The 24,907-nt window shown below is 65.4% G+C and carries 10 protein-coding genes and 1 riboswitch; of the genes, 2 read left to right on the forward strand and 8 right to left on the reverse strand.

Going from position 1 to position 24,907, the window contains the following annotated elements; all coding sequences use genetic code 11:
- Positions 1 to 177: 177 nt before the first annotated feature.
- The gene (gene gspD / locus XH92_RS38940) at positions 178 to 2,553 is read left to right on the forward strand and encodes a type II secretion system secretin GspD (RefSeq protein ID WP_194456759.1); all 2,376 of its coding nucleotides are present in this window, start codon (positions 178 to 180) and stop codon (positions 2,551 to 2,553) included.
- 76 nt (positions 2,554 to 2,629) lie between these two features.
- A complete protein-coding gene (locus XH92_RS38945) occupies positions 2,630 to 3,103 on the forward strand; it encodes a tetratricopeptide repeat protein (protein ID WP_246788029.1) in 474 nt (157 codons plus the stop codon).
- Positions 3,104 to 3,213: 110 nt separating this feature from the next.
- On the opposite strand, the gene XH92_RS38950 is transcribed toward XH92_RS38945, so the two are convergent.
- From XH92_RS38950 to XH92_RS38985, 8 genes are all read right to left on the reverse strand, one after another.
- Entirely contained in the window at positions 3,214 to 15,276 is a 12,063-nt protein-coding gene (locus XH92_RS38950) for a filamentous hemagglutinin family protein (RefSeq protein ID WP_194456761.1), read from the reverse strand.
- Between the two features lie 288 nt (positions 15,277 to 15,564).
- A complete protein-coding gene (locus XH92_RS38955; protein WP_194456762.1) occupies positions 15,565 to 16,545 on the reverse strand; it encodes a FecR family protein in 981 nt (326 codons plus the stop codon).
- A 69-nt stretch (positions 16,546 to 16,614) separates the two neighbouring features.
- Positions 16,615 to 17,157: an RNA polymerase sigma factor gene (locus tag XH92_RS38960; RefSeq protein WP_194456763.1), complete on the reverse strand. Its 543-nt coding sequence runs from the start codon at positions 17,155 to 17,157 to the stop codon at positions 16,615 to 16,617.
- Positions 17,154 to 17,879, reverse strand: coding sequence for an STN domain-containing protein (locus XH92_RS38965; RefSeq protein ID WP_194456764.1), 726 nt, complete (start codon positions 17,877 to 17,879; stop codon positions 17,154 to 17,156). The genes XH92_RS38960 and XH92_RS38965 overlap by 4 nt, the downstream gene beginning before the upstream one ends.
- Before the next feature lie 129 nt (positions 17,880 to 18,008).
- Positions 18,009 to 19,493 carry a PepSY domain-containing protein gene (locus XH92_RS38970; protein WP_194456765.1) on the reverse strand — a complete coding sequence of 495 codons (1,485 nt, stop codon included), beginning with the start codon at positions 19,491 to 19,493 and terminating at the stop codon, positions 18,009 to 18,011.
- 2 nt (positions 19,494 to 19,495) lie between these two features.
- Positions 19,496 to 21,775, reverse strand: a complete 2,280-nt coding sequence (locus XH92_RS38975) for a TonB-dependent siderophore receptor (RefSeq protein WP_194456766.1) — start codon at positions 21,773 to 21,775, stop codon at positions 19,496 to 19,498.
- Positions 21,776 to 21,880: 105 nt separating this feature from the next.
- Positions 21,881 to 22,076, reverse strand: a riboswitch (cobalamin riboswitch).
- Positions 22,077 to 22,289: 213 nt separating this feature from the next.
- The gene (locus XH92_RS38980) at positions 22,290 to 23,213 is read right to left on the reverse strand and encodes a GTP-binding protein (protein ID WP_194456767.1); all 924 of its coding nucleotides are present in this window, start codon (positions 23,211 to 23,213) and stop codon (positions 22,290 to 22,292) included.
- A gap of 1 nt (position 23,214) precedes the next feature.
- Entirely contained in the window at positions 23,215 to 24,705 is a 1,491-nt protein-coding gene (locus XH92_RS38985; RefSeq protein ID WP_194456768.1) for an amidohydrolase family protein, read from the reverse strand.
- Between the last annotated feature and the right edge of the window lie 202 nt (positions 24,706 to 24,907).

Raw genomic sequence — 24,907 nt, forward strand, 5'->3', positions numbered from 1 at the left:
CTTGACGTGGCATCGCGGACACGGCGGCGCGGTTTGGTGCGATGCGATGGGCCGCTCGCGAACGACAATCATGTAACCAATTTATTTCTGTCATGTTCGATCGCTAAGAGTCCCACCGGGGTAGGACCGATCGTCGCAAGCAATCGAAATTTCAGTTAGTCAGAGCGAAGGGCCTTCATGCAACGCGTAGGCACAGTGGGCCGCTGCCCGACGATCCGTGGCGGCCTGGCAGCCATTTTTGCCCTGACGTCACTGGGGTTGCTGGCGTCGTGCAATTCCGCGACGGTCGGCGAGAGCGTGGATGCGTCCCAGGTCGATGTCACCGACAAGGTACGATCGCTCGATCTCTTGCCGCGCCAGCCGCAACCGGTGAGCGGGCTGGCTGCAACTGGCGGCAGCCAGAGCGGCGCCGTCCGTGCGGCGATGTATGAGGGAAGCGAGGTGACCGGGGTCGCCGACGCGCGGCCACAGCCGGCGTCGAACGGCAACGGCTTCGATCTGAACTTCGAGAGCACGCCGGTGGCGACCGTCGCCAAGGTCGTGCTCGGCGACATCCTGCATGTCGGATACACCATCGATCCGCGGGTACAGGGCACGGTGAGCCTGGTGTCGGTCCGCCCGGTGCCGAAATCCGACATGGTCTTCGTGCTGGAAAACGCGCTGCGCTTGAGCGGCGTGGTGTTGCTGAAGGATACCGCGGGCTATCGCCTGACGCCGCTCGGCGACGCCGTCGGCGGCGGCCGTGTCGATGCCGCGGCGGCCAATCCCGAACCCGGATTCGGCATCTCGGTGGTCCCGCTGCAATATGTGTCGGCGCAAACCCTGCTGAAGCTGACCGACAGCTTCGCCACCAGGGCGGGCTCGATCCGCGCCGACACGACGCGCAATCTGCTCCTGATCCAGGGCACCGGCGCCGAGCGCCGCACCGCGGTCGATACCGTGCTCAGCTTCGACGTCGACTGGATGCGCGGCCAATCGGTCGGCATCTTCCCGATCTCGAGCGGCTCGCCCGCGCCCGTTATCGCGGAGCTCGAGAAGATCGTCGATTCCGGCGAGAACGGCCTCAGCCAGAACGTCATCAAGTTCATGCCGATCGCACGCCTCAACGCGGTGCTTGTCGTGACCAAGAAGCCGGACATGCTGCACACGGCAGCGACCTGGATCAAGCGCCTCGACCGCAACGACACCGCGCGCACCTCGGTCCATGTCTACCGCGTCAAATACGGCGATGCGCGCCAGATCGCGCGGGTTCTGACCGACATGTTCCTCGGCGGATCGTCCGGCAATCTGCTCGACAGCGCCGACAGCCAGCTGGCGCCCGGCTCCGGCACCTCGTCGACGTCAAGCGTCGCCGACCGCCTGTCGGCGAACGGCAATCTGGGCTCGAACTCGAACAGCTTTGCCTCGCGCGGCACTTCGGGGACCGGCGCGACGGGCCAGGGCCTCGGCCAGGGATTCGGCGCCGGCGGGCAAGCGAACAATCCCAACAATCAAGGCCAGGGCAACAATGCCGCGCTGGATAGCGGACGCGGCGCCGGCTCCGGCAATGGCCAGCCGGTCATGCAGGACGTGCGGATCACGCCCGATGTCGTCAACAACAATCTGCTGATCTATGCCGACCAGGCCAATTACCGCATCATCGAGGCAACGCTGCAGCAGATCGACGAGCCGCAGCTCCAGGTCGCGATCGACGCGACGATCGCCGAGGTCACGCTCAACAACACTTTGTCCTATGGTGTGCAGACCTATCTCACCAGCAGGAACCTCGGCCTGAAGCCGAACGTCGGCTCGTTCACGGGCACCCAGGCTACCACGGCGCCTACGACCACCGTCGACCCGACCACCGGTGTCGCCTCCGTCGCCGGCTCGGTCACCAATGCCTTCATCAACCGCGCCTTCCCGGGCTTCAACTTCCTGATCGGATCCGAGACGCAGCCGAGCCTGATCCTGGATGCGCTGCATGCCGTCACCAGCGTCAAGGTGCTCTCCAATCCATCGCTGGTCGTGATCAACAATCAGGTCGCAACCTTGCAGGTCGGTGACGTCGTCCCGGTATCGACCGGCAGTGCGACGGTGCTGACCGGGAGCAACACGGTGGTCAACACCATCGACTATCGCAACACCGGCATCATCCTGCGGGTTTCGCCGCGCGTCAGCGTGAACGGCACCGTGCGGCTCGATGTCGAGCAGGAGATCAGCAACGTCCCGCAGACCAGCGCGAACAGCCTGACCCCGACGGTGTCGGAGCGGCGGGTCAAGAGCCAGATCGCGGTCGCCAATGGCCAGACCGTGCTGCTGGCGGGCCTGATCAGCGAACAGCAGAGCGGCAGCCGCAATGCGCTTCCGGTGCTCGACCAGATTCCCGGCCTCGGTGATGCCTTCGGGCATCAGAGCAACGGCACCCAGCGAACCGAGCTGATCATCTTCATCCGCCCGCAGATCATCCGCAACGGTTCCGACGCCCAAATTGTGGCCGAGGAGCTGCGATCGAAATTGCGCGGCAACATCGCGACGACATCGACCAATGCGCCGATCACCACCGCCTACCACTGAGCAGAGCAGCACGCTGCGCCCCGTGTTCTGGCAACGGACCGCCCTTTGCGCTTCGGTTGCGATCGCGCTTTGGGCTGTGACCGCGTCTGTCGCCAGTGCCGACAGCGTCGCGCGCGGAACGGTCGCCTTCCATCACGGCGATTATGTCAGGGCGTCCCGCGAGCTCGGGCCGGCCGCCGACCGCGGCAACCCGAGAGCACTCGGCATGCTCGGCTTCATGTACGAGCACGGCTTCGGCGTTCCGCAGGCCTATGACGCCGCGGCCGATCTCTATTATCGCGGCGCCGTGCAGGGCGACCCGTTCGCGCAAGCCATGCTCGGCCTGATGTACGATAAAGGCCACGGCGTTCCGAACGATTACGTGCTGGCCTACAAATGGCTCAATCTGGCGGCGGCCCGCACCGTCGGTCGGCAACGCGATGCCTATCTCCGGTTCCGCGATGCCGTCGCGATGAAGCTCTCGAAGAACGAGATCGTCGCCGGCCAGCGGTTTGCGTTGGGATGGGTCCCCGGCCGCCCGGTACCGGACGTGCACCTGACGGTCAAGTAATCGCCGATCGCATAAACCCGGGCTGCGCGCATGACGCTGGCGCTTCCCGGAAGCGACATTCGCATGCGTTGTCGCTTTCCCCGGGGCCGCGATCCAGCAGCCTCGCTGCATCACCTGCCCGACGCGCCCGTCGCATCACCGAGCCCGATGACCTGGAAGGCGCTGTTCTCATTGTAGGTCTGCTTGTCGCGCGGTTTGGGCTGCTGTTCCGGCGGCTCCTGCGACGGGCTTCCGTCACCGCCGCCGTAGCCCATGACCTCGACGATGATGACCGACGGCTGGTCATTGTTCTTCGGCGGCGGCGCCGCGGCCTGCTGGCTGGCGGCGGTCGTATTTGATGCGGCAGTCAGCGCGCCGACAGGCGGCCCCTGCACGGTCGGAATGCCGGTCGAGGTGCCCTGCACCTGGATGTTGGCGGCGTTGACCACCTGCAGCGCGGCGAGGTTGACGTTGCCGGAGACGCGGATGCCGGCTTCGCCCGCATCGATGGTGCCGAGCGGCGCGATCAGGTCAACGTCGCTCGGCGGCGTCCCCGGAATGGGGGCGAGCGTCGCGATGCCGGCGCCACTGGCCGGTGCCGCCGGCGACAGTTTGATATTGCCATACGCGTCATAGCTGCGCAGCGGCGGCGTATAGATCACCGTCGTCTTCGAGCCGCGGCCGGCGTTGATGTCGCCGATCGCCGACCACGCCAGGATGTTGCCACCGAACGTGGTCATGATGCGGCTCTGGCCGAGCAGCACGCTGCCGAGCGAGTACACATCGATATTGCTGTTCTGGCCTTGCGTGATCAGGCCAGCGCCGGGACCCGGCGTCACGCCCTCGATTCCGACGATCGTCTGCCCTCCCGGATTGAGGACCTGAATGTCGCCGCCGAACTGGGTCTGGATGCCGGCGTCGGCAAGATACGTGTTGCTAAAAATGTCCTTCGTGAAGCCGCTGAACATCGTGATCTTGCCCGAATACGCCAGCGGCTTGCCTTGCGCATCCTGATCCGGGAACAGAGTGGCAATCGCCTCGCGACCGCGCAAATAGCTCTTGTGGCGACTGCTGTGCTCGTTGTTGTACTCGCGGCCGCTTTCCTTCAGCTCGGTATAATAGACCTGCCGAACGAAAACGCCCTGCTGCTGTACCGGCAAGGTCAGGAAGAAAGCGAGCGCATCCTGCTTCGCGCCGGTGAAGACGTAGGACCGGCCGTCATACGAATAATTCCGGCTCGGCGAAAACCGTTCGCGCAGCCAATCATACAGCTCGTCGGCATAGGTCTTTGCGACCTTGCCGCTACCCGCGAGCGGCGTGCCGTCGCCCGGAAGCTGGTTCGCGGCATCGAAATACAGCTTGGCGAAATCGGTGTAGTCGGGGCCGTTGGCCCCAGTACCGGCGATCGCAACGATTCCCGCACCGCCTGCGGTGTTGGACTGGTTGACGATATCGCCGGCGCTGACCAGCGAGCCGAAATAGCCCTGGTACAGGTTGCGGCCGGCTTGCAGCTGGAACAGACCGGGACCGAGGACGGTGACCGATTGATAGAAGATGTCGCGCCCGGCCTGCATCAACGAGATGTCGTCCGGGCCGTTGTTGAGGAACACGCTCGGCACGGGACCGGTGCCGACGATATCGCGGCCGGCGATCACCTCGAACGGCTTGGCCGCGATATACCAGGTGCTATGGGTGGGATAGAAACCCGCGGAGGCGGTTCGCGTCTTTGTCAGCACCTGTCCAAGGGTAAGATCGACGATGTCGACACCGGCATAAACCAGGGCCGGCTGGCTGTCGCCTGCGTGCAGGTTGGAGATCGGCAAGTCCTCGCCGAAGGCAATTGGATTGAACGAATTGTCACGGAAAGCGGCGTTCGCCCAGGCGTTGCTGTAACCGCCTCCGCCGGTGCGGGTGGCAAAGACGGGATTGAACGGCGTCGCCAGCGTGCTCATTTCCGCGCCCGATATCGCCACGACTTGGCCTGTCCCGTAGATCGAGCCGGCCGCCAGCAATTCGAGTTGGCCGAGCGGTGACGGCGTCAGCTCAATGATCGAATTACCTCCGCCAGATCCAGGCTCCGTGAACCGGATGTCGCCGTTGGCGGCCGCGACGATCAACGTTCCCGGAAAGAAACCGGTGCCATTCAGGGAGACCCCACTCAATACGGCCGCATCGCCGCCCGCCGCGTAAAGATTGATCGCCGTCCCCGGCCTCCACAATGTGAAATTCGACTGGCCGCCGCTCGTGAGCGTCGTGGTGCCGTCCGCGTTGCGTACCGTATACGCAATGCCGTTCAGATCGACCGGCTGCGCCATGCCGGCGTCGCCCGCGCCGCCGAGCACGAGGTCGCCACGCGTCGTGATGCTGACGCTGCCGTCGCCTGGAATGACGAGCGGCCCCGGTGTCTTGAGCGAGCGCTTGAAGACGTTGGGATCGACCGCGCGCGGATCGTACGAAACCAGATAGGATCCCCAGGTGTTCGGGGCCAGTGCGCCGACGGATCCGGCACTGACGGTGGTGTCGCCGCGCAGGTTGGTGAAGGAGCCGAAATAGTCCGGCACCTGACCCTGACCGTTAGGTGTTGTTGGCACCACCGGATTGAGTCCGCCGCCAATCTTCACGACCAGATTGCCGCCGCCGGTCTCTACCAGCGTGCCATTCGCCAGAACACGGCCGGTCGAGGCGACCGCCAGGTCGAGGCCGGTCGAGCTGTTGCCCGTCACGCCGGCATTGCCGCCGGCGATCACGGTGAGATTGCCGCCGCCGAGCGTGCCGATCCCCTGGAATCCGATCAGCTGTTGGCTGTTACTATAGGGGTAGGTCTTCGCAAGCGAGCCGAAATTGATCCACCACGCAGCCGGGTCGGCGGAGGCGCCACCTCCTTGCAGCCGGAGCCAGTTGGCGGTGAGATTGGAGTCGGCGAACCGGGTGTTGTTGTCCGCGATCTGGAGATTGCCGGTGATATCCTGTTGTGCGGTGAGCAGGAGGTCGCCGCCATGCTCGGTGTACCAGGCGTGCGAGTTGCCGCTGCTGGTGACACCGACGAGGTCGTAGGGATTGCTGCCGTCGGCCGCCAGGATCGGCGCCGCCTGCGTGCCGGCCGTATAGACGCCATACGGCGTGGCCTCGCTGAAGCTGCCGCCGGACAGCAGGTCGAGACTGCCGGTGCCGGTGCGCAGCACGCTGAAGAACGTGCCGTTGCGCGATGAATTGTAGGCCGGATCGCTGAGCGTCAGGTTGCCGCGCCCGTTCAGCGCCTGTGTCGTTTGCAACGCGCGCTGGTCGGCGGCGGTAAGGTCCGCGCCCGCGACGAGGCGAATCGATGCGGAGAGCGAGCCGGGCGCGAGCATCTGGGCCCCTGGCGTCGTGGCGGCGGCACCCGGAATTGCAGGCGTGTTCACAATTGCGACGGTCGGCATGTTGCCGGGCTCGAACGCGAACCCATAGCTGTTGCCGGCGCTCAGTATCGTACCGGCCGGGATCGTATCTCCGGGGTTGTAGGAGTTGTTATTGGTATCGACCAGGGGGCCCCAGTAGTTGGACATCCACCAGTTATAGAAGGCGTCGTTCGGAACCGTCCAATTGCTCACGACGTAGACGTCAGTCTGATCACCGAACCAGTAAGTGTAACCGTTGGATGAGCGCTGAGCGAAGAACGAACTGTTGGTGATATCGAAGATCGTGACACGCGCCGGCGCTCCCGGTGACGATTTGAATCCGTCCGAGATGCTTCCATTGACGGCCACATTGCCGCCGGCACGAATGACAAGCGCCATCGGCTCGCCGGCACCATAGTTCGCCGAGTTCGGATCACGATCTGCGCCCACGCCGTAGCGATATTTCGCAAGGTCGATATCGCCCGAAGTCGAGAGGTCGCCGCTCGACGTGATCTGGACGCCCGGCCGCAAATGATAGGCGCTGCCGTAAGCGGACAGACCCGCGACGCGCGCCGCCAATGCCGCGTTACCCGACGCGGCGTTGATGAACGCCGTGCTCGCGATATCGTAACCATCGAGCGTTGCCTGGCTGATGCTGCTGCCGCCCGGCAGGTCATAGGTCCAGAACGCGTTGAGCGCGATGCTGTAAGCGCCGTTGATGTTGAGCCGACCTGCCGCGTTGATGGCGATGTCGCCCGAAGTCTCGCCGGTGCGCTGTGCGTTCAGCACCACGTCGCCATAGGCGATGCCGTTCGGCGTGCTGAGATTCATGGTGGCGCCTGGTGACAGCGTGAGAGCGCCGCCCGCCGCGGTCAGTTCGATATGGCCGCGGTTCCTGGCCCCGATCGGCTGGCCGTAGCTGTCGACCTGGAGCACCGTGCCGTGAACATCGAGCACGGCGCTCGGCGCAAGCGCGAGCCCATTGCCGGCGGAGAGCCGGATGGTGCCGGGCGCGGCACCGGATGCATCGATGGTGCCGACGACGGACAGGCTGCCGTTGTCGACGGCAACCGTGACGCTACTGGCCTTCACACCGTCGCCGATGACGAGATCGCCGTTCCTGATATCGAAGGCACGCGCGTCGAAGAAGCCGCCCCGGGTCAGCAGGACGTTGAGCGCGGCGAAGTCCGAACTCGAAAGCGTGCCGCTGGACACACTGAAGTCACCACTGGCGTAACCACCCGTCGCCGCGCCGTTGAGCGCTCCTCCCAGCGTAACCTGGCCGTTCGCCGCGGCGATGCTGATCGACCCGGCACCGGCATTGGTCGCGGAAACATCGATCACGGAGCCGGCAAGCTGTGTCAGGCTGCCCTGTGCGCTGTTGAAGATCGCGGTGCCGCCGAACCCATAGACGGTCGCCGTCTGAATCGTGGACGGCCGACCGCCGAGGTCGATACGGCTTGCGCCGCCGAGCGCGATATCACCTGTCGCGTTGACGACCAGCTTGCCGCTCGGCAACAGGATCGTGCTGTAGATCCCGACGCTGCCGCCGGTCAGGTCGATCTCGGCGCCGGCCACGGTGGACCCGGCTGCGCTTGGCGCAATACCCGCGGGCGCGACGACGTTGAGGGCGCCGCCAGCGGAATAGGCCATGATCGACTTCTGCGCGCCGGTCAGCAGTGGCGTCGTCAGCGTCAGATTGCCGCCGATCCCGCTCTGGCCGAATACGGCAGCGGGATCGGCGCTCGGCGCTTGGTAGACGAACAGCTTGCTGTTGCCGGCCGAGACGATCCTCGAGTTGGCGGTGATATTGACGTTGCTGAAGCCGTAGATCACGCGGCTCGCGGTCGATGCGTCGAGCGAGGCAAACCGGCCGAAGTCAATCTCGTCCGCGACGAAATTGAGGGTGCCGGCTCCGGTGCCAGGCCCGCCTGCGGCGATCGCCGGCGGGGTCGCCCCGCTCAGGCCATTCCACGTGATCTTGTTGGCGGCGATGGTGGAGTTGTCGCCGGCTGCGCCGTAGCCATAGATCGCCGAGGTGTTCAGCACCAGGTTGACACCGCTGCCGGTGGCATCCAGACCGGCACCTCCGAACAGATTGATGGAATTCGCCGCAGACAATGTGATGGTCTTCAGCTCCGGCGCGCCATGCAGCGGATCGCCATGGAGAAGAGTGTTGAACAGCGTCTGATCGAACATCAGTCCGGCGGGTGCGCCGGCCGCGGCCACGGTCGCGGCGTCGCCGATATTGATGGTGCCGACCGCGAGCGCGATGTTGCTCGACCCGAAATGGGCGGTCGGATCGAGCGTGGAAGCGCCGTTGGTCACGAACGCCAGCGTCCCTTCGGAATAGAGCGACGAGCCGGCGCCGATGGTAATCGAACCGTTGCCGACATTCGAGGGAAGGAAGTTGACGTTACCATTGGACAGCGCCAGCACAGTGAACTGGTTGACCGCATAGCTCATGCCGGTCGACACGGAATCGAACGGGACTGCGCCCTGTCCGACGGTGCTGAGCGTCACGTTGTTACCGACGCTGATATTGTTGCCGATAAAGAACATCTCCCCGGCGGAAAGGGAGACGCCATCGCGGATGAAAAGATCATAACCGTAGGGCTGCGTAAGGGTCAGCGTGCCATTCGCGACGATGACGGTTCCGTTGATCAGGAGGCGTGGCGCCTTGAGCGCATTGAGATCGGCGGCGTCGACCGAGGGACTGGAAAATCCCTGGGTCGGCGCGTCAGCATAGATTTCGCCGACATTCAGCAACGCCACCTGACCGGCGTTACCGCCCTGCGTACCCTGAAACAGCGCGGTGCCGTCGAATGTGAGCGCAGGTCCGATCGGGGTGGCGTTCGGCCTCTCGAACATGATCTCGAGCGTCTTGCCGTCGCTCGGCAGCAGCGGACGGACGCCGCCGAATTGCGCCACGTTGGCAAGCAGGAAATCGCTGTAGCTCTGCTCGTTGAATTGCGAATATTTGCGGACCGAAGTGCCCGCGGTGATCAGCGCCGTCACCGGCAGGCTGTCCTTGATTGCGGTGTTTGCGATGCCGGTGGTGACCGAAGCGGCGTAGGTGCCGTTGCCGATTGTGATCGGGCTGCCGACCGGCGTCGTGGTGCTGCCGCCGAGTTCGACACGGTATGCGCCGGGCAACAGCGTGTAGTTGGACGGCAGTAGCGTATATGTTCCCGCCGGCAATCCCGGGACACCGGCTGGAACGGTGATCTGCTGGCCGACGACGGGATCGCCGGCGCCGTTTTCGGGTGCGATCGGTGCGTAGCTGGAGCTATAGCCAGGCAGGATGGCGTAAACCTTGTCGGTCGCCTTGCTGACGGGAGTAGCCGGGTTCGCATTGACCAGCGGCGTGCTGATCACGTTGACCGAGCCGCCGCGTCCGGAGACGAAGCCCGCGCCGGCGAGCGTGCCGCCGCCCGACATATCGAGGATCGCGCCGCTCGCGACGTTGATCGACTGCCCGTCCAGGATGATGCCGGATTGCGGTCCGTTGTTGTTGAAATTGGTGACGCCGATCGCACGGATGCTGGTGCCGTTATACGTGTAGGTCACCCCGTCGATCGTACCGCCGTAGGGGATGGTGAGGCCTGCCATCGAAACGGAAGTCAGGCTGCCAGGCAGCAGATCGACGTGTGGCGTGAAGACCGGCCAGCTCAGGCCGAAGGTCAGTAGGCCGAGCGGTGCACGGACGATGCCGCCCTGCTCGATCACCGGCGCCTGGAACGCGAGCTGGCCGAACACGGAGAGCGGTGCGTCCGGAATGGCATCGGTGGTGCGTCCGATCGTGAGCGTCGTCGTCGGATCGGAATTTCCACTGCCCGCGATGACGGTGGCAACGGTGTTGGTCGCGGGATAGATCTGCGCGGCGAGCAGTTCGAGATTGCCGCTGGTCGACAACTGGGTTGCGACAACCCCGGGCATCGACAGGAAGCGGATGTCGCCCTGGCTGACGAACCTGGTCGTGAGGAATCCCGGCGCATACATGTTCTCCGGCGCCCGCGCCGAGAAGCCGATGAGACCCTGGATGTCGATCTGGTTTGCGTCGGCCTCGAACGTCGCCGTGGTCGGCAAGGCCGCACCACCCGGATTGCGGATGCTGCCGCTGACAGCCGTGTCCGGCACATTGGCTAGCGGCTCAGTGAACAGGATGTAGGGGGCCGACACTTTCACGCTGCCGGTCGTTGCCGGCATCGAAGCATCGATCGGTCCAGCCACCGGAACTCCCGACGTGAAGGCTGCCGCCGTCAGCGTTAGACTGCGCCCCAGCGTCAGTGACACATTGCCGGAGAACGCCATGTAGTCGCCGGAGGTAAGCGTCAGGCTGTCGAACCCGCCGGCCTTGACCATGTCGGCGCTCACCGTGGCCTGACCGAACGCCAGACGCGACGCACCTGTTCCCGGCGCGATATCCTCCGGCAGCGAGGAGTTGGGACGCGCCTGCACCACGGTCATCACACTTGGAAAGACCACGTTGTCGGGTGGCGCTTCGTGGGGGAAGAGGCTCTTGGCGAAATTCGGTGTGGTCAACGCGATGGACAAGCTGCCGCCGGCGGCGCTGCCGCCACCGGAGAAGGCGTGGATGTCCCCGTCGAGATAGAGTCCGCTCTGTGACGCCAGCGCAATGGAGCCGCCATTCGTCGTGATTGCCTGCGGCAGGCTCGACGCAGTTGCGCCACCTGCCGCAAGATCGATCGTAACCTGGGTGCCGTCTGCATTGAGTTTCGCGCCCGGGCGCACAATCACGAAGGCGCCGCCGCCGTTGATGGTGATGGAGCCGCCGTCTGTCGCTCGCCCGAACAGATGTCCGGCTGTATCGGTGGCCTGGTAGGCCAGGCCCGAGACATCGAGCTTTGCAGCGGCATCGATCCAGATCGAAACGCCGCGGCGATTGCCATTCAGGTCGAAATTAAGGCCTGCCGGAACCGGCGCACTGTAGGCATCATTGACCAGGTTGATGCTGCCGCCATGCGCGGTGAGATTGCCGAACACGCTGATCTGACCGAACGCATCGAGCGTGATGCTCTGGCCCGGATCGACGCTGAGCGAGGCGCCGTCGCCGACCACGATTGCGCCGCCGCCCGCGAGAGGACCGCTCCCGGACCTGATGAGCGATCGCAGCGTGAGGCTCGCACCGTCGCGCTGGGTCACCGCGGCCTTGAGCGAATTCCCGGTGAACAGCGGCGGCGTCCATAGCGCCAACGCCGCTGCCGGATCGCTGCCGGTCGGCGCGGCGTAGCTGTTCGACGTGAACCGGTAGACCGGCATCGCGGCCGCAAGCACAGTGTTGTTGGCCACCACGACACCGAGCCCGCCATTTATATCGTAGTTGGAGAAGCCGGCGGTGAAGAACGACGGATTGAGCGCAGGCGCTGGCGTAATCTGGACCGTCTGCGGCAGCACCACACCGGCTGGAATAACGGCGCCGACCGGATAAGTCATCGGCGTGGATTGAATCGATCCCGCGGCATAGGTGACTTGATAGGGCGCAATTGGAATGCCGTTCGGGAAGACATTGGATGGAATGACGACTCCCGCCGAAATGTGGCCGGTGCCGCTCCAGGCGGTGAACACCGTCCCGGCCGGAATCACATCGCCTGTGCCCCAATAGTGCGTCTGGCCATTACTGTCCTTGCTCTGGGGGCCGTCAATGCCCTGCGGCAGGGTCCAATCCGCACCGGTCGGCGCCGTCGGCACACCGGATGCCGTGACGTCTGCCGGTATCGGTACGTCGTACATCAGCGTGGTGAAGGTGAGAGTCAACGCCGTCGGCAGCGGTCGACCTGCCGGAATCGTGAACGATTGCTTGAGCTTTACGGCAGAGGGCGTCGGCGTGCCTGCGGGCAGCACACCGCCCGCCAGTTCGGCGTTGTCGCCGATCAGGATGTTGCCGGCTGTCGAGATCGTCAGCGTGCCGCCGTCCGTGACGCCCCAGGCGCGGATCGTACCGTCGAGAACAAGGTTTCCATCGCCCGGCGTTCCGCCATCCTGCTGGGTGTGCCCCGCGATGATCGTGACGTTGCCGCCTTTTCCGCCTCGCGTCTTGCCGTTGGCAAGAACGGCGCCGCCGGAGGACACGTCGATCACGCTGCCGGCAGCGAGCGTGACATTCTGAGTGGAATCGAAGGTGACGTTGCCGCCATCGAGGAAGCCGAGGCCCGACGCGCTGTCCGGATTGGTCAACGCATTGACCCACAGGCCGCGCGTATCGATGGTGACGCCGGATTCCAGCGTCAGCGACGCGCCCCCGGTCGCGTTGGTCAGCGTGACCGTGCCGGTCGCAGTATTGAGGATGTTGCTGACCGTGACGCTACCGGAGCGCGCGGCGATGTCGGCTGCGATATCGACCGCCGGCGCGATCAGCTTGACCTGCGCCCCCGCCGAGAACTCTAGCGGCGCATTGACGGCGATCTTGTTAGCCGTGTTGATGTTGAGGCCGCCGAGTCCGAAGCCGTTGAGCGTCGGCGCGTCGAACCAGGCCGTGTTCACGCGATCCGCCGGCAGCGCGGAAGTCAAACCAAGATTGCCGGTGACTGGCGCAACGTTGCCGAACGACACATCGGTGTTGTAGGCGCCGGCGAGGCCATAGCCGTTGTACTGCCCGAGCGTCAGCGTGCCGGCGAGCGGCACGGTGTTCTGCGTCAACTTGTAGCCGTCGGTGACGCCGGTCGGACGTTTGGTGACCTGCGCTTCGCCGTCGACCACGTTGGCGAGGATCGTGCCTTCGAACACCGAGGTCGGGGTCGCGAGAATGAGGCTACCCGCGTCGCGGCCCACGGTGTAGCCGTTTTCCCAGCGCGTGCGGCCTTTACCGAACGGGCTGAGATAGACCTCGACGACGTTCCAGTGCGCGTGATTGACGATGAAGCCGTTCGCCACCGCGACATAGGTCAGATTGGCCGGGGCATCATCGGCATTGTAGATGCGGCCGTCACTGCCGAGCAGCATCGTCTGCTGCACATAGCCGCCCTGGTACTGCACAGCGCCGCCGGAGATGTTGAAGATCGAGCCGTGCTGCGCCACCACTTCCGGCGCGGACAGCGTGATGGTGCCGCCGACCGCGGTCCATTCGCCGATCTTGTGGCCGGTGTTGTTGAGATAGCCGGACACCTCGAGCAGGCCGCCCGCGGTGTAGTAGCGGTCCGTCGCATAGCCGCCGGTGCCGGCCGGCACCAAAGTGAGATCGCGGGCATCGATCCACATGTTGCTGTTGAGCAGCGTGCCGTTGTCGCGGTTCTGCGGGCTGTCGCGCAGCTCGTTGCCCTGGACGTTGACCTTGATCGAATTGGCCGACGCGGGCAGCACGGTGCCGGTGGTGCCGGAGACGTCGATGACGGATCCGCTTTCGGCGAACACGCGCTTGCCGGCGGAGGCCGTGACCTGGCCGCCTTGCGCCATGCTCAGCGAGCCATTCCTGAAATCGATGGTGCCGCCAGTGACGATCTCGATCCGCGACTGGTCGGGGCGATCGGACAGCGTGGAGAGATTGTCGAACTGACCGGTCGCGAGCTGGTTCGGCTTGGCCGACGCGATCAGCGCATCGCGCTGCGAATTGAACGCGGTCACGCTCGGATCGATGCCGGACACCAGCGCGGCTGCGGCATCGGTCTCCGGCAGGATCAGGCTGATGCCGTTGTTGGTCAGCGTAATGCTGCCGGTGGCATCGGACGCCGAGTTGAGCAGATGGATGGTGCCGCGCTGATTGACCGAGGTGGTGGAGAGAACAATGCCGTCCTGGGTGACGGCATGACCGGCGAGCGTGATGTCGCCCTGCTGGGCGAGCACGAGACCCGTGTTGGTGACCGTGCCGCTGCTGCTTCCGCCGCGCAGCACCGGCGCGATCTCGTTGCCGCGCGTGGTCGAGTTCTGGTTGGTATTGGTGCCATAGCCGGCGCGCAGGATGAAATCGTCGCCGGCCGCGAACTGGGTCTGTCCCTTCGGCGTGGTGATGGCGCCGGCATTGTCGACTTCGGTGCCCATCAGCAGCACGAAGCCGCCGCCTCCCGTGATCGAGGACGGCGCATTGGTGGTGATCAGCGCGCCGCTCTCGACCACGATCTTGCCGCCGGCGCCGGTGAAGCTCGGCAGATAATTGGTGCCGCTCTGGGTCGAATAGAGACCGTTGGCGAGGAACCGGCTGTCGGCGATATTGGCGCTGGACGCAATCAGCGAGCCGACATTGATCTGGCTCGCGCCGCCGAAAATGATGCCGTTCTGGTTGATCACCAGCACCTGCCCCGGTGCGGTGATGCGGCCGAGGATCTGGCTCGGTCCGGTATTGCCGACGACGCGATTGAGCGCGGTCCAGTTGCTGGCCTGCTGGTTGAAGTTGAGCGTGGTCTGGCTGCCGACGTTGAAACTCTGCCAGTTGAGGATCGCCTGCGGCGCGGTCTGATTGACGCTGACATTGGTCTGGCCGCCGCTTGCGGTCTGGCTCGGCAGCGCGGCGCCTTGCCAAAGGCTCGAGCCGGGCACGGCGCCCGGGGCAACCTGAAGCCCGCCCGGCGCGAGGCCGTTCGGCACTGCCACTTGCGGCAACGTGGTCGATCGCTGCGAGGCGGCAGCCGCGTTGCGTGCGGCGGATTGCGCGGCCTGCAACGCCTGGATGGCCTGGGTCGCCCGCGTCAACGCGCCCTGGCTTTGCCTCGCGACGTCGGCCGCCCGCTGGGCCGCGGCCGCTGCCGCATCGCTGGCGATTGCCGGCGCCGCCGTCGTCGTCGCGAAACTGCCGAACGGACGCGCGAATGCGCCCTCGAACCCGCTCAGCAGCAGCGCCAGCGTGCTCGTTCCGGCGAGCAGCATGGAGCGGGACGCCCATCCGATCCGCTGCCGCGGAGGCGCGACCCTATGCGGGTCGAGGCGAGGACGGCGGGCAACGCGCTGACGAGACGGCATGGGATGTTCCCCGGGAACCACGGACGGAAGGATGCGCAGATCCGATCTGCGCCGGTGCTCGTCACACGGCTTGACCGTATGGCAGGCTTCTCGTCCCCAAGGACGCCATTTGATCGGCGGGACCGAACGACAAAATCGCGACCTGCATCACAATTCCTGTCACAGGCGATCCGCGCTTTCATGGCTCGCGCGACATCAGCTCAGCAGCACGATGCCGCCGGGCAGGTGTCGCGCCTTCGCGCCGAAAATCTGCTGGAACATGTTGAGGATGTCGTCGACATTGTCGATGCGGAACCGGCCGTTGACGAGACGGTGTTCCAATTCCGCGTTCGTCACCATGACCTTGCCCGGCCGGTAACGATTGATCTCCGTCACGACATTGCCCAGCGGAGTGTCATGAAAGATCAGCATTCCGTCGCGCCAGGCTGTCACCTCGGCGAGATCGACCGACATGGGCGCGGCGAGACCAAGCGCTGTATAGCTGACCTGCTGCCCCGCGCGCAGCGCCGCGACGGAGCCGTGGCGAGTGACCTGCACCTCGCCATCGAGACACGTCACGCAGGTGCTGCGCTGCTCATGACGGACGTTGAACTGGGCCTGACGCGCCCTCATCTCGCCATCGCCGGCAACCACGCGCACCTCGCGGCTCGCGGACGACGCAGCGATCACGGCTTCCCCGGTCAGGATCTCGATGCGATCGAGGTTGGCATCGCCCGGCTGGACATTGACGCTGGTGCCGGTGTTCAGCGTCATCTTGATCCCGCCATCGATCGTGAGCTTGCGCTGCTCGCCGGCGGCGGTGCGATAATCCGCCATCACGTCCTGCAGCGATGGCCACAGTTGCAGCGGCGGCGACACCACGAGATATGCGGCGGCCGACGTCGCAAGCGCGCCTCCGAGCATCGCCCGCCGCGTCATGCGCGGCTGCCGCCGGACGTCCGCCAGTACGGAATCGCCACGCCGCTTCAATAGGTTGGCGCCGGCCGGGCCGAGCTGATCCCACAGCAGGCTGGCCTGAGCCAGCGCCTCCGAATGAGCGCTGCTCCGGCTTCCCCAGTGCCTGGTGTCCTCGATGTCCCGCCGGGTAGCCTGACCCGAACCAAGCCGCTGGACGCGTGCAAGCGCCTCGCTCTCGATCGCGGTCAGCTCCTCCGACGGTTCGTCGCTACGTGTCATCGACCGGGCGTTTCTCTTGCCAGCACTTCCATCCAACTACGCAACACTCCGACACTCTCCTATCAGGTATCAGGACGTTTCCCGTGGTGCCGGACCGAAACGTCTTGTGACCTTTTTATTAAACCGCTTGGCGCAATGCTCGAGCGCGGCTTTCAACTCAAGCTCCACCAAGCGCTGGGAGACCCCGAGATGCTCGGCGATTTCCCGGAGCGGGGTACCGTCCAGGCGCGATGCGAGCAGGATCGTCCGGCGGCGCGGCGTGAGTTCCTCGAGCACCTGCTCCAGGTACGCAATCTGTGCCCGCGACTCGACCTCGCGTTCCGGCCCGGGCGCCGCGTCGACGATCTCGAGCATCGGCTGCACCTCGAACCGCTTGATCCGGCGCGTCTCCTGGCGCTCCCGGCTGATCGCAAGATTGAGCGCGCTGCGCAGCAGATAGCCGATCGGGCTGTCCACCACGCCCGGACCGTTCTTGTCGCGAAGATGCAGCCAGGTCTCGTGCAGGGTCTCGCGCGCCCGCTCGTCGCCGAGGCGACGCGCGAGGCGGCGCCGAAGCTCGTCGTAGCGCTCGACGAGCACCTGCCGAAGCGTCGTCCAAGTGGTCTCCGTCATCGCGAGACCAGTCCCGGGCGCCTAGGATCCCGCGCAGCGCAGTCGCCGGTCTCGGACGGCGGCCGCGGCGAAACCGCCATCACGACGGGTTGCGGCATATCCGGTGGCGGCGGCCGGCCGATCACGACGGCACGCAACATAGCGGTGATCGCCTGATCGCGCGCGCTGTCATCGGTCGAACCGAGCAGCTGGGGCTGCAGTACCTCGCCCGCATGCCCGATCCAGAATTTGAACTTGATCCGATAGCCACCCGGCGCGGTCAGCGCGGAGGCGCAGAATGCCTCCTCGATGCTGCTCTGGACGGAAGCAAGATACGGCATGAAACCGCGGATCGACGCCGTTTGCGGCGGAGCCGTCGCCGGCACGATCGTGAAGGCGTTCGCCGCGGCATAGACCGCAACCAGACCGGTGCCTTCGAGCAGAAGCTGCAACGCCATGTCGGGCGTCATCGATCCCTTGACGGCCCGTGCGCGGCGGCCCGCGGCCAGGGTGGCGTCGTAGACGACCTGACGCCCCGTGGCCGCGCTGTAGGCGTCGAGCGCGGAGACAAGCGGTTGGCTGCCAATATCGAAATCGACCGCTGCCGGTGTCCGAACTGATTCAAGGCTCGCGGCCATCGTTACCGTCTGAATATTCCCGGCAACGAGAGTGCCTATGACCAGGCCAAGAAAGCGCTGCCACATCCGATCATGCTTCGAGCGCAGCCCGATCTTCCGACCCATTGAACAAAGTGCATGAGGCGCCGCCTTGATCCTCAAGCCCCAGCTGAGCGGCACGATCTATCGGCGATCGATACAGCCGTTCGTCAAACCCGCGGCAGGCGCAACATAGAAACAGATTGTGACAATTTGCTAACAGCGACGGAGACCTCGCGCTGGCTGCACCTTGCGCCGCCGCAGCCGGCGCCAACCGAGCACGATACCGCTGATCGAGATAATCGTGCCGACCGCCGACAGCAGCCAGACCACGACGTCGCGCGCCGGTGAGGCGCGCAGCAGCAGCGGGAAGTCCAGGCTGTGCAGCGCGTTGAACAGCCAGCGATAGGACCGGCGGCTGTCGTCGCTGCGGTCGAGGATCTCGGCGGTGACGGGGGAGATGTGCAGCCAGGTGTGGACGGGATCGTCGAACGCGACCCGCAAAACGGGAAGCTCGCGCGCATGGTGCAACGTGTACCAATAGGCGTCCGCTTCATCGAGCTGGCGCACTGATAGCATCGCAGCGGCGGGCATCGCGCCGCGGGCAGCCGCGACGATCTCGTCCTGCGTGAGCGTCCGAGGCGCGCCGGTTGCGGGATCGGCTAGGCTGCGACGCCCGCTACGATCGTCGAGCACCATCAGTCGGCGTCCGCCGATCCAGACGAAGCTCGCCTCCACTGTCGATACCGACGGCGGCGACTGTAAGCGGGCGGCGATATCGGGCGTGTCGTGGCCGCTGTAGCCGACCGCGATCTCGCGCGTGAGGCCGCGACCGGAGAACGCGCCGCCGGGATTGAGCGACAGCCAGCCGCTGAACATCCAGGTGAGGACGAAGATGCCGCCGACGAGGCCCGCGATATGATGCCAGGCCAACCAGCCGCGATAGGGCGAGACCGCGCCATCAGCGTAACGGCGGGTCAGCCGCAGGCGGAGGATGCCGATCCAGAAGCCGGTGACCGCGACGACCAGGCACACGCCCGAGATCCACAGCACCACGTCCCGCCACAGCGGGCCGTCCTTGCGCAGCACCGTCGGATAGATCCAGTGCGGGATCGAGCCGAGCCAGTTCCAGATGCGCTCCCGCCGTGTGGTGTCGAGCGCGATCTCGCCGCTGCGCGAGGAGACGTAAAGCTCAGTGCCGTCAGTATCGCCGAGGCCGATCAGATAGAGCGGCCGCAGCGGATCAAAGCGCGCGGTGACCGACCATTGGTCGCGCGTCACGGTATCGAGCAATTGCGGCCGCACCGCATGCGGATGATGCCGGGCAACAGCAAGGGCCTGATCCGGCGTGATGCCGTCGATCACGCGGCCGTCGATTGCAGAAATGGTGACGGCGGCTCCCTTCCAGCCAGTCACGCGATAGACCGGAACATCGTCCATCATCGAGAGCCGGAGATCGCGCGGATACTGCTCTGCACCCGCGATCGCCATCGCGCGATCGGGGCCGACCTGCACCTTGTCCCACGGAATGACAGGGAGCGCGGCAAGGCGCTCGCTGTCGGTGAGGCGCGGAAACGCCACGTACATCATGACGAGGCCGGAGATGAACCACATCGCGAACAGGATGCACGTCGCAATGCCGATCCAGCGATGGACGACATAAAGCCATCGCCGCGCTCGCCGGATCAGAGCGTTGCGCATGGTCAGAACTTCACGTTGACGGACAGTTCGGCGGTGCGCGGCATGCCGAGCAGCCACTGCCCCGTGCCGTTCGAGGTTACCGCGTAGAGCTTGTCGAACAGATTGTAGACGCGGAACGCGACCGTGGTGCGGTCATCGGGCTTCCATTTGATGCCGCCATTGACCACATTGTAGCCTGGCCGCAACTGGGTGTTGGCGAGATCGGAGTACATCGCACCGACCATTTGCACGCCGCCATAGACCGACCAGTTGGGCGCGAAGTCCCAGGTCAGCCAGACGTTCGCGACCTGCTGCGGCACGTTCACCGGGACATTGCCGTTGTAGCTGACGATCTTGCCGCCGACCACCTGGCTGTTGTTGTCGTACCTCGCGCGCAGCAGCGCAAGATTGGCGTCGACGCGCCAGCCATCATTCAGTGCGAGCCCGACCGATCCTTCGACGCCGCGGGAGGATTGCTGGCCGATCTGCAGCGCCAGGCCGGCGGTGGGATTGCTCGGATCTGGAATCGTCAGGCCGGTCTTGACGATCTCGTAAGCAGCCAGCGTCCACTCGCCGCGCCCGCCCCAGAACGACTGCTTGACCCCGATCTCGGTCTGCTTGCCGGTGGCGAGCTGGAAGGTTTTCTGCGAGACGGGCAGCGAGATCAGGTTGCTGACCGGATCGACGCCGACCGCGTACTGGCCATAGAACGCAAGGTTCTTGATCGGCTCATAGACGAGGCCGGTACGCCAGCTGGTCCCCGACAGCGTGGTTTCAAAACTGTTCGCCGGCGTCTTGTAATCGGTGCGATCGACCTCCGGGCGATCATATCTGACGCCGGTGACGAGCGACAATTGATCGGTCAGCGATATCCGGTCTTCGGCAAACAGCGCGTATTGATTGACGGACGCGTTGAAGCCCGGCGTCGTCGCCGTGGTCGTCGCGAAGAACGATCCGGGATCGAACACGTAAGGATTGACCGACGACGCGCCGCCATAGGGCGAGTTGTTGGTGTGGGTGAAGTCGATCCGGTTGACGTCGAACCCGGCAACGAACTGGTTGGCTAGTCCGAGGACGTGGCCGCTGAAGGTCGCATCCATGCGGTTGCCGAGCTGCTTCTGGTCGTGGAAGATCTCGATATAGCTCGAGCGGTCGATCAGCTGGGTCTTCGAATTCCAGGTGTAGTTTTCGATGTCGCGCCAGTGCCGCTCGCTGGTCAGATAGTACAGCGTGTTGTTGATCTTGACGCCGTCGGCGACGTCCCACTCGGTCTTGAACTGGGTCCAGCTGTCCTGATAACGGATCGCGCTGTCTGATGCATTGTAGTTCTTGAAGCGCAGCGCGTCCTGGATCGAGCCGCCAACCAGCGGCGTGCCGAAATAGCGCGACGGGCTGCGGTCGCCATAATCCTCTGACAGCGTGAAGGCGAGATTTTCGGACGCCTGCACCCGCACCGCGGCGGAGATCACCGCATTCGAGGTCTTGTCGCGATCGACCCAGCCGTCCGACACGTTGCCGGTGGCGTTGATGCGATAGGACACATTGGGATTGATGGGACCGGTGCTGTCGACCGACAACCGCCGCGTCATGTTGCTGTCGAGCGAGACCTCGGCCTCGTTATAGGGCGTGGTGAGCGGTTTTTTCGGGATCACGTTGATGACGCCGCCGATCGCGCCTTCGCCGTACAGCACCGAGGCCGGGCCGCGCAGCACCTCGATGCGCTGCGTGGACCAGGTGTCGTAGGGAAACGTCAGGGTGCCGGAGCCGATATAGAAGCGCGTGCCGTCATACAGCGTCATCACCGAATTGCTGCCGGCAAAGCCGCGGGTGCTGAACGACACGCCGCCATTGCCCGGTGCCGGCGTTGCGATGAACCCGGCCGCGTTCTGGGTGACGGCATCGAGCACATTATGCTGGCCGCGTTCGGCGATGGTCTGCGCCGTGATGATCTCGACGCTGGCCGGCGTTTGCAGCGGCGTCAGATTGAGGCGGCTGCCGGTGCCGCCCTGCGTGGTGGCGTTGAGCGTCGGCGATGCCGACCCCCATGCGCCCGACGCCGCGGCGCGCGGCGGGCTAGCGGTAGCCGCTGGCGTCGCAGGTCTGGCGCGTGGCCGCGACGACGCCGGGTTTTGGCTTCGCGCCGCAGGCTTGGGCCTTGCGGATGTCGAGGGCGCCACCTCGATCGGATCGAGCGCGGTGGGTGGAGATGTTTGTGCCGAGCCTTCGGCGGGCAGCAGCAGCGATGACAGGGAACAAACGAGACCGAGGCGCCATTTGCGCGCAGCGGGAGAGGACGGAGACATGAAACGACTCGCGGTAACGTGGCACGTCACCGCGAACGCGGACTGGCGCATTGCCGAAAAGGCAGTGCTCCGATCCCACCAGGACGCCCCCGCCCGATGTGCTCGCGTGTGACCACGACTGACGGCAGGTCTCCTGGCTCACGGGTCATCGCCTGTCGACGCCTTCCCGGGCCGATGGCCCAGTGGCAAATTGACGAAAGGCTCGCCGTTTACAGTTGCGGGGACAGCTGCGGCATTGGGGTTACCCTCGCACCGCATTCCCTTTTGATCCCCGAAGGGAACCGTCGGCAAAAACGATAGGTGGTGCGGGATGGGCTGTCAATTCGATGCGATTGTCGCACACATGCTTTGCGGGATGGTGCTGCGGCGACGACACGGCGATGTCATGGCTGACGCGGAGACTTCCTAGACCCGTCATCCTGAGGAGCCGCGAAGCGGCGTCTCGAAGGATCGACGGCCACCAGCCGGGCCGTCGACCTTTCGAGACGCGCTACGCGCTCCTCAGGGTGACGGATCACTCGACGCAGCCCTGCATCACCTCATCGATCTCGGCACGCGAGAGCGCCCCCATCTCCGCAATGAACACGATTCGCGTGCGTGGCACGCCCGCTGCCGGCACGCCGCCCGCGGCCAACGTCGCGCGCCCGCCGGCGAGTTGGAATACCGTCAGCCGTCCGGGTTGCTCCACCGTCTCGAACAATCCTTTCGCGCGTGCCAGCCTCGGCGCCAGTTTGCCGATCGCCTGCTGCAGGCGCGACAGCAAGACCCGCCGCTCCGAGGCCCAGCTCAGCGTCTCGAACCGGTCGGATACCGGCCGTCGCGGCGCGGTCTCGCGCGGCGTCGGCACATGATCGAGATCGGCCGGAAACACCAGCTCGGCCGGGACCTCGCCATGCAGCGCATCGACGATCACCGCCGCCGGCCGCACCGCGCGCACGGCAGCGCGGTTCGCGGCGCAGGCGGCCGCATCGGCGAGATCAACCTTGCTCAGCGCGACCACGTCGGCCGCCCGCAACTGCGAGCGCAGCAGCGCGTCGTTCAGCATCGCCGCAGGCTGCGTCGCGTCGACCACGCACAGCACGGTCTCCAGCGGCGCCTCCTGCCAGATCACGGGATCCATCAAATTGCGCACGATGTCGGCGGGATCGGCGATCCCGCTGGTCTCGATCACGATCAACTCGGGGCGCGGATCACGCCGCAACAAATTGGCGAGCGTACGCAGCAGATCGCCCTCGAGCGTGCAGCAGATGCAACCATTGCTCAGGCTGACCACGCCGTCGCCGGCGCCTGCGATCAGCTCCGCGTCGATATTGATCGCGCCGAAATCATTGACCACCGCCGCGATGCGCCGTCCCTGCGCATGCGCCAGCAGATGGTTCACGACCGTGGTCTTGCCCGCCCCGAGAAAACCCGCGACCAGCAGGATCGGGACCGGCACGTCAGCCTCCAATGACCGGCCGGCGCACCGGCCGGCCGGGACGCGCCGCGACGTCGAGCACGCCATCAGTGATCAGCGGCTGACCGCTGACCACGAGATGCCGCACGCCTTCCGCCGGGCGGTTCATCGCGGAGAAGGTCGCGCGGTCGCTCAGCGTCTCGAAGTCGAACACCACGACGTCGGCGTCGGCACCCGCTTGCAGCCTGCCCTTGGCCCGCATCGCCGGCGTGCTCGCCGACAGAATTTCCGCCGGGATCAGCGCGCATTTGCGGATACCCTCGAGCAGCGACACCTTCCTCCGCTCGCGCACCCATTCGCGGATGAAGCGGGTGAAGCATCCGGCCGAACGCGGATGCGAGGTGGCATCATCAGGCAGCGGCCACGCATCGCCGGTGTAGGGGCGACCGTCCGACAGCGTCCATGGCATCGCGTCGGACGCGATCGCGCCGCCCGGATACAGCACCGCCATGTCGAGCAGATCGCGATGGCGCGCGTTGTTCTCGATATCGAGCACATGCCACAGCACCAGCGTCGAGGGCTCCGCGGCCTGCGCCGCCAGCAGCTCCTCGCGGCTGCCGAAGCGATGACCGTCGGTCACGCGCTGCACCGAATCATAGCCGAGGCCGTTGCGCTCCTCGAATTTGGGATCGCTGAAGAAGGTCGCCGCCAGCACGGTCGAGCCGGTGCCGTACGGATAGGCCTCCACCGTGATCGGCAGGCCCTGCGCCTGCGCCTTCGCGATCAGCGCAACACAGCGTTCGATATCGGTCTTGCTCGACGAGTTGAAATGGCAGATGTGCATGTGCGCGCCGGTGGCGCCGGCATAGCCGATCAGACGGATATAGGCCTCGGCCGCGCTCTCGGGATCGATCCGCGACATGTAGGCGACGTGGGTGAAGGTCGGCACCGCGTGATCAGCCGCAAGCTGGCACACCGCGGTCAGTTCCTGCACGCCGGCGCCCGGCGCGTAAGCGTTGAGAATGCCGATGCCGATGCCCCCCTCGTTCAATCCGTTGGCCAGGCGCGCGAGGATGCCGCCGACCTCGCCTTCGGTCGCCACGTTCTCGATCCAGCGGCGATCGCGCATCGCTGCGCCGAATGATTCCAGCGAGCTTTCCGCATTCGAGCCGGTCATTGCGCCGATCCGCGCGAACGCCCAGTTGGCCGCGGCGCCGTAGTTCAGCACACGCCCCTTCTCGGCCTGACGCTTGTACCAGGATGCAACCGGCAGCACGCCGGCCTCGAGGTCGAGCGAGGTCGTCACCCCGTCGAACGCCTGCATGCGATCGGCCGGAATGGTCTGGCCATGCGCGTGCAGGTCGATGAAGCCCGGCGCCACCACGAGGCCGGTGGCGTCGATCTGGCCCTCGGCGCCGCCGAGCCCGGTGCCGACTGCGGCGATCTTGCCGTCGACGACAGCGACGTCGCCAACCGCGTCCATCCCGCTGGCCGGATCCACCACCCGGCCGCCGCTGATCACCAAACCACCCATCTCGCCACTCCCCGCATTGTCCGAACCCTGGTCCCGACTGGCCGCTTTGATAAAGACTTACGACCGGTCCGATACGGGGCCAAGAGACAAAAATGCATCGCATCTATCGCAGCGTAGGAACAACGTCGGCTCAGCTGCTTCCCTCTCTTCCCGTCATCCTGAGGTGGCCGCTTCTTCAGCGGCCCTCGAAGGATCGACGGCC

It is taken from the genome of Bradyrhizobium sp. CCBAU 53421 (genome assembly GCF_015291625.1).
Lineage (GTDB): Bacteria > Pseudomonadota > Alphaproteobacteria > Rhizobiales > Xanthobacteraceae > Bradyrhizobium.

Coding starts and splice junctions, on each gene's coding strand:
- gspD (WP_194456759.1), top strand. CDS start 178: ATGCAACGCGTAGGCACAGTGGGCCGCTGCCCGACGATCCGTGGCGGC.
- XH92_RS38950 (WP_194456761.1), bottom strand. CDS start 15,276: ATGCTGCTCGCCGGAACGAGCACGCTGGCGCTGCTGCTGAGCGGGTTC.
- XH92_RS38955 (WP_194456762.1), bottom strand. CDS start 16,545: ATGACACGTAGCGACGAACCGTCGGAGGAGCTGACCGCGATCGAGAGC.
- XH92_RS38960 (WP_194456763.1), bottom strand. CDS start 17,157: ATGACGGAGACCACTTGGACGACGCTTCGGCAGGTGCTCGTCGAGCGC.
- XH92_RS38965 (WP_194456764.1), bottom strand. CDS start 17,879: ATGGGTCGGAAGATCGGGCTGCGCTCGAAGCATGATCGGATGTGGCAG.
- XH92_RS38970 (WP_194456765.1), bottom strand. CDS start 19,493: ATGCGCAACGCTCTGATCCGGCGAGCGCGGCGATGGCTTTATGTCGTC.
- XH92_RS38975 (WP_194456766.1), bottom strand. CDS start 21,775: ATGTCTCCGTCCTCTCCCGCTGCGCGCAAATGGCGCCTCGGTCTCGTT.
- XH92_RS38985 (WP_194456768.1), bottom strand. CDS start 24,705: ATGGGTGGTTTGGTGATCAGCGGCGGCCGGGTGGTGGATCCGGCCAGC.